Annotated in this window: 17 protein-coding genes; 12 read left to right on the forward strand and 5 right to left on the reverse strand. The window is 65.3% G+C overall.

Annotated features, from left to right (window positions below; genetic code table 11):
* Position 1 precedes the first annotated feature (1 nt).
* A complete protein-coding gene (nrdR, locus tag G7007_RS11885) occupies positions 2–466 on the reverse strand; it encodes a transcriptional regulator NrdR (RefSeq protein ID WP_060395555.1) in 465 nt (154 codons plus the stop codon).
* Positions 467–571: 105 nt separating this feature from the next.
* Here nrdR and G7007_RS11890 point away from each other — a divergent pair, with 105 nt between their 5' ends.
* Genes G7007_RS11890 through trxA form a run of 3 tightly spaced genes read left to right on the forward strand, consistent with a single transcriptional unit; the run spans position 572 to position 2,587 of the window.
* Positions 572–1,024, forward strand: coding sequence for a YbaY family lipoprotein (locus G7007_RS11890; RefSeq protein WP_181101991.1), 453 nt, complete (start codon positions 572–574; stop codon positions 1,022–1,024).
* The gene (locus G7007_RS11895; RefSeq protein WP_181101993.1) at positions 1,024–1,683 is read left to right on the forward strand and encodes a class I SAM-dependent methyltransferase; all 660 of its coding nucleotides are present in this window, start codon (positions 1,024–1,026) and stop codon (positions 1,681–1,683) included. Before G7007_RS11890 ends, G7007_RS11895 begins: the two co-directional genes overlap by 1 nt.
* Before the next feature lie 31 nt (positions 1,684–1,714).
* Complete coding sequence (gene trxA, locus G7007_RS11900; RefSeq protein WP_181101995.1) at positions 1,715–2,587, forward strand: thioredoxin; 873 nt, start codon at positions 1,715–1,717, stop codon at positions 2,585–2,587.
* A 4-nt stretch (positions 2,588–2,591) separates the two neighbouring features.
* Here trxA and G7007_RS11905 read toward each other — a convergent pair whose 3' ends face one another.
* A complete protein-coding gene (locus G7007_RS11905; RefSeq protein WP_181101997.1) occupies positions 2,592–2,936 on the reverse strand; it encodes a hypothetical protein in 345 nt (114 codons plus the stop codon).
* A 130-nt stretch (positions 2,937–3,066) separates the two neighbouring features.
* Here G7007_RS11905 and G7007_RS11910 point away from each other — a divergent pair, with 130 nt between their 5' ends.
* The 5 genes from G7007_RS11910 (at position 3,067) to G7007_RS11930 (ending at position 6,953) form a co-directional block, all read left to right on the forward strand.
* A complete protein-coding gene (locus G7007_RS11910) occupies positions 3,067–3,660 on the forward strand; it encodes a DUF2796 domain-containing protein (RefSeq protein WP_181101999.1) in 594 nt (197 codons plus the stop codon).
* Positions 3,661–4,371, forward strand: coding sequence for an ABC transporter ATP-binding protein (locus G7007_RS11915; RefSeq protein WP_181102001.1), 711 nt, complete (start codon positions 3,661–3,663; stop codon positions 4,369–4,371). It begins immediately after the preceding gene.
* Complete coding sequence (locus tag G7007_RS11920; protein ID WP_181102003.1) at positions 4,371–5,636, forward strand: ABC transporter permease; 1,266 nt, start codon at positions 4,371–4,373, stop codon at positions 5,634–5,636. The genes G7007_RS11915 and G7007_RS11920 overlap by 1 nt, the downstream gene beginning before the upstream one ends.
* 8 nt (positions 5,637–5,644) lie before the next feature.
* A complete protein-coding gene (locus G7007_RS11925; protein ID WP_181102005.1) occupies positions 5,645–6,160 on the forward strand; it encodes a DUF3299 domain-containing protein in 516 nt (171 codons plus the stop codon).
* A gap of 109 nt (positions 6,161–6,269) precedes the next feature.
* Entirely contained in the window at positions 6,270–6,953 is a 684-nt protein-coding gene (locus G7007_RS11930; RefSeq protein ID WP_181102007.1) for an OmpW/AlkL family protein, read from the forward strand.
* Between the two features lie 51 nt (positions 6,954–7,004).
* On the opposite strand, the gene G7007_RS11935 is transcribed toward G7007_RS11930, so the two are convergent.
* From G7007_RS11935 to G7007_RS11945, 3 genes are all read right to left on the reverse strand, one after another.
* The gene (locus G7007_RS11935) at positions 7,005–7,934 is read right to left on the reverse strand and encodes an NAD-dependent epimerase/dehydratase family protein (RefSeq protein ID WP_181102009.1); all 930 of its coding nucleotides are present in this window, start codon (positions 7,932–7,934) and stop codon (positions 7,005–7,007) included.
* Positions 7,927–8,811: a sugar nucleotide-binding protein gene (locus G7007_RS11940; protein ID WP_181102011.1), complete on the reverse strand. Its 885-nt coding sequence runs from the start codon at positions 8,809–8,811 to the stop codon at positions 7,927–7,929. Before G7007_RS11940 ends, G7007_RS11935 begins: the two co-directional genes overlap by 8 nt.
* A gap of 109 nt (positions 8,812–8,920) precedes the next feature.
* A complete protein-coding gene (locus G7007_RS11945; RefSeq protein ID WP_181102013.1) occupies positions 8,921–9,739 on the reverse strand; it encodes a helix-turn-helix domain-containing protein in 819 nt (272 codons plus the stop codon).
* Between the two features lie 174 nt (positions 9,740–9,913).
* Between G7007_RS11945 and G7007_RS11950 the strand changes: the two genes are divergently transcribed.
* The 4 genes from G7007_RS11950 to G7007_RS11965 all read left to right on the forward strand — a co-directional run bounded on the left by G7007_RS11950 (position 9,914) and on the right by G7007_RS11965 (position 13,395).
* Positions 9,914–11,362: an alanine/glycine:cation symporter family protein gene (locus tag G7007_RS11950; protein WP_181102015.1), complete on the forward strand. Its 1,449-nt coding sequence runs from the start codon at positions 9,914–9,916 to the stop codon at positions 11,360–11,362.
* A gap of 72 nt (positions 11,363–11,434) precedes the next feature.
* A complete protein-coding gene (locus G7007_RS11955; protein WP_181102017.1) occupies positions 11,435–12,424 on the forward strand; it encodes an asparaginase in 990 nt (329 codons plus the stop codon).
* 240 nt (positions 12,425–12,664) lie between these two features.
* Positions 12,665–12,853: a hypothetical protein gene (locus tag G7007_RS11960; protein WP_181102019.1), complete on the forward strand. Its 189-nt coding sequence runs from the start codon at positions 12,665–12,667 to the stop codon at positions 12,851–12,853.
* Positions 12,854–12,858: 5 nt separating this feature from the next.
* Positions 12,859–13,395 carry a hypothetical protein gene (locus G7007_RS11965; protein WP_258198558.1) on the forward strand — a complete coding sequence of 179 codons (537 nt, stop codon included), beginning with the start codon at positions 12,859–12,861 and terminating at the stop codon, positions 13,393–13,395.
* Positions 13,396–13,471: the final 76 nt, after the last annotated feature.

Raw genomic sequence — 13,471 nt, forward strand, 5'->3', positions numbered from 1 at the left:
CTCACTCTTTGGCCGGCTCGCGGGCCAGTCGGTCGATTTCTTCGCGGAACTCTTCGAGGTCGCGGAAGCTGCGGTAGACGGAGGCAAAACGGATGTAGGCCACTTCGTCGAGCTTGCGCAGCTCGGCCATCACCAGCTCGCCGACCACCAGCGACTTGACCTCGCGCTCACCCGTGGCCCGCAGCCGGTGCTTGATGTGCGCCAGGGCGGCCTCCAGGCGTTCGACGCTGACCGGACGCTTTTCCAGCGCGCGCTGCATGCCAGCACGCAGCTTGTCCTCGTCGAAGGGCTGACGTGTGCCGTCCTGCTTGATCAGCCGCGGCAGCACCAATTCGGCGGTCTCGAAGGTGGTGAACCGCTCGCCACAGGCGACGCACTCGCGTCGGCGGCGGACCTGTTCGCCTTCGGCAACCAGGCGCGAGTCGATGACCTTGGTGTCGTTGGCACCGCAAAATGGACAGTGCATGGTGGCAGGCAACAAAAAAAGGGAGGGCCATGGTAGCGCATCCCACTGGCAAGACAAGCCAAAGGGGGTACCATCCGGTCAAATCTGCCCGTGAAGGATCTCCCCATGCACCATCGCGCGCTCGTCGTGCTCAGCCTTGCCTGCCTGCTCGCCGCCTGTGGCAGCGACCGCCCCAAGACCGAGCCGGCGCCCACCACGCCGCCGCCCAAGGTCGCCGAGGCGCCCAAGACGCCGGGGCCGCTGCCGGCCTACCAGCGCGAGGTGAGCGGCACACTGCTGGAGGTGCCGGCGGGTGCCGAAGTCGAGCTGGCCCTGCTGGTGATCGACACGCGGGGGCGGCCCCAGCGGCTGCTGGCCAGCGACACGCTGACGGGCACCGGGCAGCCGTTGCCCTACGCACTGCGTTTCAACCCCGAGGCGTTCCCGGCCAATGCACGGGTCGAGCTGCGCGGGCGTGCCAGCCAGTCGGGCCAGCTGATCCTGCACCTGCCCTCGCAACCGCTGTTGCGCCCCGAGACCCAGGCGACCGGCCCGCTGCGCTTCGAACGCGCGCCTTGATGGGCCTGGATGTCCTGCAACGCGCCTTGGGTGAGGTGATCGACCAGGCGCGGCTGACGGCGACCGCGCTTCCGGGCAGCGACCTGGCCCTGTGGCTGATCGATGCGCAGGACATGGCGCGTGCGTTCAGCCCCGACGAGACGCAGCGCATCCTCGAGACGCCGCCTTACTGGGCCTTCTGCTGGGCCAGCGGACTGGCCCTGGCGCGCTTTCTGGCCGAGCACCCGCACTGGGTGCGCGGCAAGCGCGTGCTGGATGTTGGGGCCGGTTCGGGGATCGCCGCAATCGCCGCCGCCCGTGCCGGTGCTCGTGAGGTGGTGGCCTGCGACCTCGATCCGCTGGCGTTGCGTGCCTGTCAGGCCAACGCGGCGCTCAATGGTGTCGAGCTGCACTACCGCGAGGACTTTTTCGCCCACCTGGACGGCTTCGACCTGATCCTGGCGGCCGACGTGCTGTACGACCGCGCCAACCTGCCCCTGCTCGATCAGTTCCCCCTGCGAGGCCGTGACACGCTGGTGGCGGACTCGCGGGTGCGCGACTTCGACCACCGGCATTATCGAGCGCTCGGCACGCTGCACGCCCTGACCCTGCCGGACTTGGCCGAACCGCACGAATTCCGCCGCGTCAGCCTGTACCACGCCAGCGGCGAGCCTTTATAGTGGTGCCATTCAAGGATTTGCGAGAGCCGCGATGAGCCAAGAGACGCCGTACATTTTCGATGCCACCGACGCCACGTTCGAACAGCTGGTGATCGAGAACTCGTTCCACAAGCCGGTCCTGGTGGATTTCTGGGCCGAATGGTGTGCACCGTGCAAGGCGCTGATGCCGCTGCTGGCCAAGATCGCCGAGGACTATCAGGGCGAGCTGCTGCTGGCCAAGATGGACTGCGACGCCGAGCAGCAGATCGTCGCGCAGTTGGGTATCCGCAGCCTGCCGACGGTGGTGCTGTTCAAGGATGGTCAACCGGTCGACGGGTTCTCGGGCGCCCAGCCGGAGTCGGCGATCCGCGCCTTGCTCGAGCCTCACGTGCAACGGCCTGAAGCGCCTGCCGCCTCGCCACTGGAACAGGCCAAGGCCTTGTTCGCCGACAGCCGCTTTGCCGAGGCCGAAGCGCTCCTGGTCGCACTGCTGGGCGAAGACAACACCAACGCCGAAGCCCTGATCTATTACGCCCGCTGCCTGGCCGAGCGCAATGAACTGGATGAAGCGCAAACGGTGCTGGACGCGGTCAAGACCGACGAACACAAGGCTGCACTGGCCGGGGCCAAGGCCCAGCTGACCTTCCTGCGCCAGGCCGCCAGCCTGCCCGAAGCCGCCGACCTCAAGGCGCGACTGGCGCAGAACCCGGACGATGACGAAGCCGCCTACCAGCTGTGCATCCAGCAACTGGCGCGCCAGCAGTACGAAGCAGCCCTCGAAGGCCTGCTCAAGCTGTTCCAGCGCAACCGGGGCTATGGCGAAGGCTTGCCGCACAAGTCGCTGCTGCAGGTGTTCGAGCTGCTGGGCAACGATCACCCCTTGGTCGGCACCTACCGACGCAAGCTGTTCGCTGCCCTGTACTGATCGCTCACTCGACCCAGTGGTAGATCGGCGCATCCACGCCGCTCTCCACACGGACATTGGGGTTGTGGCGCAGCCGCACCAGCAGGCGTTTGCCGGCAGCGATACTGCCGGCCAGCCCCTCCAGGCGCTCCAGCAAGGCGGGACCGGCCATCTGCCCGGCCTGGGCCAGCACGGCGCAGGCCGCCTGCCATTGCGCGTCATCCGGCCGCTGCACCGGCGTTGGCGGTGACGAAGCGACCGGGCTGGAGGTCGCCACCTCGCCTTGCGCCTTCAACTGCACCCATTCGGCAGGGTCCAGGTCGATCGTCAGGTCCACCGGCCATGGCCCGATCTGGCCTCGAATTCTCATGCGTCGTTCCTCCTGTTCGCGAATGAAGGGCATGCTCCCACGCGCGGGTCACAGGCACCAGACGCACTGGCCACTTGCGCCAAACTTGTTATAACATCACGTAACATCCTACCGTGCCCGGAGTCTTTCCATGCGCCGTCTGTTGCTTGCCCTGCCTTTTGCGTTGCTGCCCCTGACCGCCGCCGTCGCGCACGACGCGCATGACCACGAACACGGTACCCTTGGCGCCCACGAGCACGGGGTCGCCCGCTTGGACGTGGCCCTCGATGGCAACACGCTCGAACTGGAACTGGACAGTCCGGCGATGAACCTGGTGGGCTTCGAGCATGCCGCCACCTCTGACGCGGACAAGGCCACAGTGGCCCGTGTGCGTGAGCGACTGGCCGACCCATCGTCCCTGTTCACCCTGGATGCCGCCGCAGGCTGCGATCTCACGCAGCAGACCTTGGAAAGCCCTCTTTTCGGCCAGGCACCGGCCGTTCATGACCATGAACACGAAAAGTCCGACGCGCATGCACATGAGCACGAGCACGAGCACGAGCATAGCGACATCCACGCCCACTACGCCTTGACCTGCACCACGCCGGGCGCCCTGACCCAGCTCGACCTGGCGCCTCTGTTCCAGCAGTTCCCGGCCACGCGCACGCTGCACGTCCAGCTCATCGGCCCCAATGGCCAGAAAGGGCAGGAAGCGACCGCGACCCAGGCCACGGTCGCCTTCTGAATGGACACGCCGCTGATCGAATTGCGTGACCTGTCCTTTGCCTGGCCAGGTCAGCCGCCTCTGCTGGACATCGCCGCGTTCGACCTGCAGGCAGGCGAAACCCTGTTCCTCAAGGGGCCCAGTGGCAGCGGGAAAACCACGTTGCTCGGCCTGCTAGGAGGCGTCAACCGACCCGACCGCGGCAGCGTTCGCCTGCTCGGGCAGCCGCTGGAGTCACTGGGTCAAGGCGCCCGAGACCGGTTCCGGGTCGACCACACCGGCTACATCTTCCAGCAGTTCAACCTGCTGCCGTTCCTGTCGGTGCGTGAAAACGTCGAGCTGCCCTGTCGCTTCTCGCGCAGCCGGGCCGAACGTGCCTCGCAACGACACGGCAGCGTGGAGCGTGCCGCGTCCGCGCTGCTGGCGCACCTGGGGCTGGGGGATGAAGCGCTGCAGACGCGACGCGCCGACAACCTGTCGATCGGCCAGCAGCAACGGGTGGCGGCTGCGCGCGCCTTGATTGGCCAGCCCGAGCTGGTCATCGCCGATGAGCCGACCTCGGCACTGGATGCCAATACGCGCGAAGCCTTCCTTCAGTTGCTGTTCGCCGAATGCCGGGCAGCTGGCGCCAGCCTGCTGTTCGTCAGCCATGACCAGAGCCTGGCTCCGTTGTTCGACCGTCATCTGTCCCTGGCCGAGCTCAATCGCGCGGCCGTGTCCCGGGAGGTTTGATGTACCTGCTCCGTCTTGCCTTGGCCAGCCTGGCCAATCGGCGCTTCACCGCGTTTCTGACCGCCTTCGCCATCGCCTTGTCGGTGTGCCTGCTGCTGGCGGTCGAACGGGTGCGCACCGAAGCCCGTACCAGTTTCGCCAGCACCATCAGCGGCACCGACCTGATCGTCGGCGCGCGTTCGGGGTCGGTGAACCTGCTGCTGTACTCGGTCTTTCGCATCGGCAACGCCACCAACAACATCCGCTGGGACAGCTACACCCATTACGCCAATGATCCGCGGGTGAAATGGGCCATCCCGATCTCCCTGGGCGATTCGCACCGTGGCTATCGCGTGATGGGCACCACGGGCGCCTACTTCGACCACTACCGCTATGCGCGCCAGCAGCCCTTGCACCTCGCCCAGGGCCGCCCCTTCGCCGACGATCCGTTCGAGGTGGTGCTTGGCGCGGAGGTGGCCGAGGCGCTGCACTACTCGCTGGGCGACACACTGGTGCTGGCCCACGGGGTGGCGGCGATCAGCCTGGTCAAGCATGACGACAAGCCCTTCACGGTGGTCGGTATCCTGCAGCGCACCGGCACCCCGGTCGATCGCACCCTGCACATCAGCCTGGCCGGCATGGAAGCCATTCATGTCGATTGGCACAACGGTGTGCCTGCACGGGGCGCGGGTCGGATCAGCGCCGACCAGGCCCGCACCATGGACCTGCAGCCGACCGCCATCACGGCCTTCATGCTGGGCCTGAACAGCAAGATCGCCACGTTCAGCTTGCAGCGCGAGATCAACGAGTTCCGCGGCGAGCCATTACTGGCCATCCTGCCCGGCGTGGCCCTGCAGGAGCTGTGGAGCCTGATGGGCACGGCTGAGCAGGCGCTGTTCGTGGTGTCGCTGTTCGTGGTGCTGACCGGATTGATCGGCATGCTCACGGCCATTCTCACCAGCCTCAACGAGCGGCGTCGGGAAATGGCCATCCTGCGTTCGGTCGGTGCCCGCCCCTGGCACATTGCCGGGTTGCTGGTGCTCGAGGCACTGGCACTGGCCCTGGCCGGCATCCTGGCAGGGTTGGCCTTGCTCTACGTCGGCATCGCACTGGCGCAAGGGTACGTGCAGGCCCAGTATGGGCTATTCCTGCCACTGGCCTGGCCGAGCGCCCACGAATGGAGCTTGCTCGGTATCATCCTGGGCGCGGCCCTGCTGATGGGCAGCGTGCCGGCCTGGCGAGCCTACCGGCAATCGTTGGCCGATGGCCTGTCCATCCATTTGTGAGGGGCCTCATGCGCGGTGCACTATCGCTGGTACTGATCCTGGTCATGGCGCCGCTCTGGGCGGCAGAGCCCCGCGAACTGGACTGGCCGCAGCTGATTCCCGAAGGCGCTCCGGTCATCGTGCCGCAGATGGCGCCATTGCATGACTTGTCGCAACTGGGCAGCGCGCTGGCCGGCGAAGGGGCGCCGGCCGCCCAGCAACCGGCACCCGATGCACCGGTGGTGAAGGCACTCGACGGCCAGACGGTGAAGCTGCCGGGCTACATCGTGCCACTGGAGGTGAGCGAGGAAGGACGAACCACGGAGTTTCTGCTGGTGCCCTATTATGGCGCTTGTATCCATGTGCCACCGCCGCCGGCCAACCAGATCGTGCACGTGGTCAGCGAAATGGGCGTGCGCCTCGAGGACCTCTACCAGCCCTACTGGATCGAAGGCCGGATGCAGGTGAAACCGGTCGCCAGCGAGCTGGCGCAGGCGGGCTACCAGATGGAGGCCGAAAAAATCTACGCCTACGAGCTGAAATAGCGTCTACGCCGCGGTTTAGACCCAGTTCCTTGAGCTGGATCAAACGTTTGGCGCGGTCGCATCCTTACCATGGGGCCCCTCGATTATTCACGTCCTTTCTGGAGCCCCCATGAACAAGTCCCTGCTCGGCGCCTCGCTCGTTGCCCTGGCGCTCGCGGCGCCCGTGGCGCATGCCTATCAACCGGGTGACGTCATCCTGCGCGCCGGCGCCATCGTCACCGCACCGAACGAAGACAGCGGCGAGCTGAAGCTCGACGGCGCCAAGGTCTCCGGCACCAAGGCGACCCTGGACAGTGACACGCAGCTGGGCCTGACCCTCGGCTACATGCTGACCGAGCACGTCGGGATCGAGCTGCTGGCCGCCACGCCGTTCCAGCACACGGTCGGGGTCAAGGGGCTGGGCGGCGGCCTGGACGGCAAGCTGGCGGACATCAAGCAGTTGCCGCCGACCCTGTCGCTGCAGTACTACCCGCTCGATGCGTCGTCGCGCTTCCAGCCCTATGCGGGCATCGGCATCAACTACACGATGTTCTTCGACGAAGACCTCAGCAGCACGCGCAAGGCCCAGGGCTTCCGTAACCTGAAGATGCAGGACTCGGTCGGCCTGGCCGGGCAGTTGGGCATGGACTACATGCTGACCGACCACCTGCTGGTGAACGCGGCCGTGTGGTACGTGGACATCAACACCAAGGCCTCGATCGATGGCCCCAGCGCCCTTGGCGTGGGCAAGACCAAGGTCAACGTGGAAGTGGACCCGTGGGTCTACATGGTCGGTGTCGGCTACAAGTTCTAAGCGCGGTACGCGGCGTGCCCGGCACGCCGCCTCCATTTCCGAAGCGGGCGATCAGCGTCCCAGCAGCAGCGCCAGGCCTTCCACCAGTGGGGTGGGCTCCTCGAGGCGCAGACGCGTCAGCAGACGCCGGTTGTCTGCCCGCGAATGCCGGATGTCACCCGAGCGCGCTGGGCCGTTGCTGATCGCAGGCAACCCACCCAGCACCTCGCCCAGCGCCGCCAATAGCTGGTTCAACGAGGTGGCCTTGTTCAGGCCGACGTTGATGGCGCCCTCCTCCACCGTCGGCAAGGTCAGCCCCTGCACCAGCAGCTTGACCAGGTCTCCCACGTAGAAGAAGTCGCGCGTCTGCTCGCCGTCGCCGAACACGGTGATCGGCACCGCCTTGCTGGCACGCTCGGCGAAGATGCTGATCACGCCGGAGTACGGCGAGGACGGGTCCTGACGCGGCCCGAAGATGTTGAAGAAGCGGAACACGACCGGCTCCAGCCCATGCTGCCGGCGATAGAAATCCAGGTATTGCTCGCTGGCCAGCTTGTCCACCGCATAGGGGGTCAGTGGCGCCTTGGGCGTGTCCTCGACGATGGACTGACCTTCCCCGTTGTTGCCGTAGACCGCCGCGCTGGAGGCGAAGACCACGCGCCGGACGCCATGGACGCGCATCGCCTCGCAGACGTTCAGGGTGCCGATGAAGTTGCTCTGGTGGGTGCGTACCGGGTCGTCGACCGAGGCTTGCACGGATGCCACCGCTGCCAGGTGCACCACCGCCTGGCAGCCCTGCATGGCACGCGCCACCAGCGCTGCATCGGCCACATCGCCTTCGATCAGCTCGAGACGGGGATCGTGCAGTTGCAGGTTGTCGCGCTTGCCGGTGGACAGGTCGTCGAGGATACGGACCGCATGGCCCTGCCTCAACAACGCGTCGCTCAAGTGCGAGCCGATGAAGCCGGCACCGCCGGTGATCAGAATGGGCGCGTCAGCCATGTCGATAGAACCGATCCAGGAGAGAAGGCAGGCCGGCGCGCCAGGCGCGTGGCTTGATGCCGAAGGTGTGGAGGATTTTCTTGCAGGCCAGCACCGCGTGCTGAGGCTCTTCGCTGGCGTCGGCACGGGCGGCGTGGGCCTGGGCGGTCGGCGCCTGGATGGCCAGTTTCTGCCATTGCGCCGCTTCGCCCAGGATCGCCTGGCCGAGTGCCAGCGGCGTGGTCGCTTCGTTGCCGGCGTAGTGGTAGGTGCCCCAGAGCGGCGCTTCGCAGTCGAGCTGCTTGAGCACCGACAGGATCACCCGCGCAGCGTCGTCCACCGGCGTCGGGTTGCCGCGTCGGTCGTCGGCCAGGAACAGCTCGTGGGGTTGTTCGGCACGCGTCAGGAAGCGCCCGAGCACGCCGTCGCGGCTGTCGTCGAGCAACCAGCCGAAGCGCAGCAGCACATGCTGTGGGCAGGCAGCACGTACGCTTTGCTCGATACGCCAGAGCGCCTGGCCACGCAAGCCCAACGGCACCGGCTCGTCCTTCTCGCTGTACGCCGTGGCGCGCGAGCCGTCGAAGACCCGGTAGCTGGAAGGCTGGACCAGGGTGATCTGGTGGTGCTGGCACAGCTCGGCCAGGCGCTCGACACCACGCTCCTGCAACGCCAGGCGCGGTTCGCTGACCGACGCGGCCTGGAACCAGTCGAAGTAGTAGGCCAGGTTGACCAGGGCATCGGGACGATGATCGTCGAGCAGCTGCGTCAGGCTCGCGGCGTCCCACTCCTGATCGGGCGGCCTGGGCGCCAGAAACTGGATGTCTTCCTCGGCACCGAGGCGAATCAGCGATTGCCCCAGGGCACTTCCACCCCCCAACAGCATCAGGCGCATTCGCATAGAGTCAGCAGATCCGGACAGGTGGTTAGAGAAAGCAGCCATTTTGCGGGTTCTTTTCCGCGGAGCGCAACCCTGGCGGCCCGCCTCATCGCACACCGCCCGCGGCCGGTCACTCCACTTCGAACAGCCCGTTGCTCGAGGGTCTGGCACTCAGCCGCGCGCGCACGTCGTCGTCGATGCGCGGGTCGTCAGGGCGGTACAGCTTGACCTGGCGGTAGGTGCTGATGCGGTTGATCTCGGTACCCAGGTACTCCCAGACCACCCGGGTACAGGCCGGATTGCGTCGATCGCCGCTGGACACCCCGGCTTTCAGGCCATTGAGCCGGGTGATGCGACTCTTGAAGCTGGGGATGAGGATGGTCTGGCTCATCTCGTTGAAGGTCAGCGACTCGTAGTCGACGAGGAACAGGCGGTCCTGCAACTGGAAGGCCGCGCCCAGGTAGCGGCAGCGCACCCAGTCCTCGGCCTGCACGTCGGTGCTGCTGGTGCGCTCCTGGCGTTCCTGGCGCTCGAACACGAACGCGCCCCGTTCTTCGCGCAGGTGCACCAGCGACAGCAGGATCATGCCGGGGACCGAGAGGCAATTGGAGTACTCGAAGTAATACCCACAGTAGCGCGACAGGTTGCCCGCATGGGCGTGCAGGGGCTTGAACAGCTCGCTGATCGGATCGCCGTCCGGTGTGGTCGCCGGCGCGGCCTGGCGCGCGCCGAACAGCTGGGCGAACTGCTCGCCAGGCAAACTCAGCTCGTAGTCCTCGACACCGAAGAAGTCGCCGATGCGCTTGAGGTTGTACGGCGTAGGCTGGCTTTGCCCGCTGAGGTACTTGTTGAACTGGGCACGGTTGATCGACAGCTGTCGGCAGACCTCGGAAATGGAACGGTAATGGCTGCACGCCAGTTTGAGATTGGCGGCGAAATGTTCGCTCATCGTGGGCGTCCGGGTGATGCTATGGGCGCCATCATAGCATCAAGTCGCATCAATTCAGAGCAAGCCGCGAAATTGTAACTGCACTTGTCATGCCCAACCATGCGCCCCATGGCATCGGCGCGCCTGCGTCGTGCCGATTTTCCATGCCAAGAGAATAAGAATCGAGGTTCTTCCATGCTTGATGCGCTCAACGATTTCCTCTCGGGGAAACTCCTCATCGTGCTGATCGTCGGACTCGGCAGCTACTTCACCATCCGCTCGCGGTTCGTGCAGTTCCGCCACTTTGCCCACATGTTCGGCGTCTTCAAGGAATCGCTGCGCGGCCAGGCAGGCCAACTGAGTTCTTTCCAGGCACTGATGCTCAGCCTGGCCGGTCGCGTCGGCGCCGGTAACATCGCAGGTGTCGGCATCGCCGTGACCCTGGGCGGCCCTGGTGCCGTGTTCTGGATGTGGGTCACGGCCCTGGTGGGCATGGCCAGCAGCTTCTTCGAATGCACCCTGGCCCAGGTCTACAAGCGCGCCGACGGCGACGGCCTGTACCGCGGCGGCCCGGCCTACTACATCCTGCACGGCCTGAAATTCAAAGGCATGGCGATCGTCTTCTCGCTCCTGCTGCTGGTCACCTATGGCTTCGCCTTCATCGGCCTGCAGTCCTATACCGTGACCCATTCGCTGCAGAACGCCTTCGCCCTCGAGCCGACCCACACGGGCATCGTGCTGGCCGTGCTGCTGGCCATCACCTTCATCGGTGGCATCAAGCGCATCGCCTCGGTCTCGGACCTGCTGGTTCCGATCAAGACCATGGCCTACATCGGCGTGACTCTGTACGTGATCGGCACCCAGATCGAACACGTGCCGGCCATGCTGGAAACCATCTTCAAGAGCGCCTTCGGCCTGGACCCTGCCTTCGGCGGCCTGCTGGGCAGCGCCATCGTCATGGGCGTGAAGCGTGGCGTGTTCGCCAACGAAGCCGGCCTGGGCAGTGCCCCGAACGTCGCGGCCGTGGCCGCCGTCAAGCACCCGGGTGCACAAGGCGTGGTGCAGGCGTTCAGCGTGTTCCTCGACACCTTCGTGATCTGCACCTGCACCGCGCTGTTGATCCTGCTGTCGGGCTTCTACACCCCTGGCTTCGAAGGGGACGGCATCGTTCTGACGCAGAACTCCCTGGCCGCCGTGGTCGGTGACTGGGGCCGTATCTTCGTCAGCGTCGCGCTGTCGCTGTTCGTCTTCACCTGCATCCTCTACAACTACTACCTGGGCGAAAACAGCCTGCAGTTCCTGACCCGCAACCGCGCTGTGCTGATGGGCTTCCGCGTCCTGGTGCTGGTCCTGGTGATCTGGGGCTCGACGCAGGATCTGTCGACCGTGTTCGCCTTCGCCGACATCACCATGACCTGCCTGGCCTTCGTCAACCTGATCGCCCTGGCCTTGCTGTTCAAGGTCGGCCTGCGGGTGATGCGCGACTATGACGACCAGCGCCGTGCTGGCATCAAGCAGCCGGTGTTCGACTCGGCGAAGTTCCAGGACCTGAACCTGGACCGCGCGGCCTGGCCGGCCAACCCGACCGTCGACACCCCGGCGGATACGGTGACGGCACCGGCACCGGCACACGCCCGCCACTGATCCAGCCTCTGCACCAGCCGCCCCGTCCGCGGGCGGCTGCCTCTCTTCGCTTTTCTTGCTACGGAATGCGCCATGCGTGCAGTCAAGAATCTCTTCGTCCTCTATACCGGGGGCACCATCGGCATGCTCGAGACACCGGCAGGCCTGGCACCTGCGGGCGGCTTCGAGGCGCGGATGCGCGACTACCTCGCCAGCTGCAGCGAGGCCCCTCGACTGAGCTGGACCCTGCGTGAGCTCGACCCGCTGATCGACAGCGCCAACATGCAACAGGCCAATTGGCTGGCCATGCGCGACGCCATCGTCAAGGCCGTCGAGCGCGACGGGCATGATGGCGTGCTGGTGCTGCACGGCACCGACACCTTGGCCTATAGCGCTGCTGCCCTGTCCTTCCTGCTGCTCGGCTTGCCGGTACCGGTCGTGCTGACCGGCTCGATGCTGCCGGCGGGCGTGCCCGACAGCGACGCCTGGGACAACCTGTGCGGCGCACTGCGCGTGCTCGAGCGTGGTGTGGACGAGGGCGTGCAGCTCTATTTCCACGGCACGCTGCTGCACGGCTGCCGGGCTTCCAAGCTGCGCAGTGAGGCCTTCGACGCCTTTGCCGCACTGCCCCGTGAACGCCATGGCCAGACGGCCGACGCGGTGCCTGCCGTGCTGAGCTACCGCCAGCGCCGCCAGCCCGTCAACCTGGCGGTGATGCCGATGTTCCCCGGCGTACGCGCCGCTCATGTGCGCGCCGTGCTGGCCAGTGGCGTGCAGGGCTTGCTGCTGGAGTGCTACGGCAGTGGCACCGGCCCGTCGGAAGACCAGGGCCTGCTCGATGCCTTGAGCGAAGCGCACCACGATGGCGTGGTCATCGCGGCCATCAGCCAATGCCCGGAAGGCGCGGTGCAGTTCGACACCTACGAAGCCGGCAGTCGGTTGCGCGATACCGGGTTGATCAGTGGGGGCGGCATGACCCGCGAGGCAGCGCTGGCCAAGTTGTTCGCCCTGCTGGGTGCAGGGCTGGATACGAAGGACTGCGAGCACTGGTTCGGGCTGGACCTGTGCGGCGAGCGCGCCTGAGCGCTGCCTGCAACCGATCTACTGGAGGGTACGCTGCATAGGCCACATACAAGATAGATACTTGCTCGGCACCCTGCCGCTCGACCAAGCAGGATGCTGGAGGCAAACGCGCCTCACGTGCCCCATCGACTACCCTTCCCTGTACCCGCGCAGCTGCCTGCTGGACGGACGCCCCAGCGCTGTCGTTCGAGGGCAGCATTGGTGCTATGCTGGACGCCAAGAGCACAGAGGTACAGACTCATGAAATCCAAGGTGTTTTTCTCGGATCAATTGGTCGTCGAGGCCAACGCCAAACTTGCCAAACGCCGGGACGGGACTCGCCGTACACTTCCGCTGGAAGTAGGCGACATCATCTACAGCACGCGTCAGAGCACAGATGAAATTCGGTCTGCCTTCGAGATTGCTTCGGCACGCTTGAGGAAAGCGTAAGGCCTATGGAGAACGGTGGTTACAACTTCATCTACACCGAACTGGTCAAGAACGAAGACGACATTCTGGGCATCATCGCCTACTCGCTCTACAAGTGGCAGAAAATCGAATTCATCAAAACGTTCAAGGCTAAGCATCGCCGAGATCCTACAGATGCTGACCTCTCCCACTTTCACGAAGTCAGTAACTCGAGCTTTCAATTACAGGCCTATCGCGACCAAGCGGACAAACTGGCCCAAGATTTCTTGACGATCTCCTTGGAAACCAGAGCTGAAGCACTCGAGCAGTATTACGAGACCAAGACGACCGATGCGATTAGAGGCTACAAGCCAAGCTTTTGGCTAGGCGTTTCCCAGGGAGTAGTAGCCTCGATCATTTTTGTGCTGCTCCTGGGAGTGCTGGTCATCTTCACGTGGAGCCTCAATCAAGGCCCTAGGCAAGTGATCGAGCAGATCTTCGACGTAAAAATTCTCAATAACTCGTCGGCGCCACGTGATTCAGAGAGTCAATCGGACGCACCTGCCAGGCCCGATGATGCCTGAGTACCCTACGTTGATCCCTGCACGCGCAGCCAATTATGAAGGTGGCCGGTCCTCAGGTGTGCACGCGTCCAGGTTT

Origin of the sequence: Pseudomonas entomophila, from assembly GCF_013523125.1 — a bacterium.
GTDB classification, from domain to species: domain Bacteria; phylum Pseudomonadota; class Gammaproteobacteria; order Pseudomonadales; family Pseudomonadaceae; genus Aquipseudomonas; species Aquipseudomonas entomophila_B.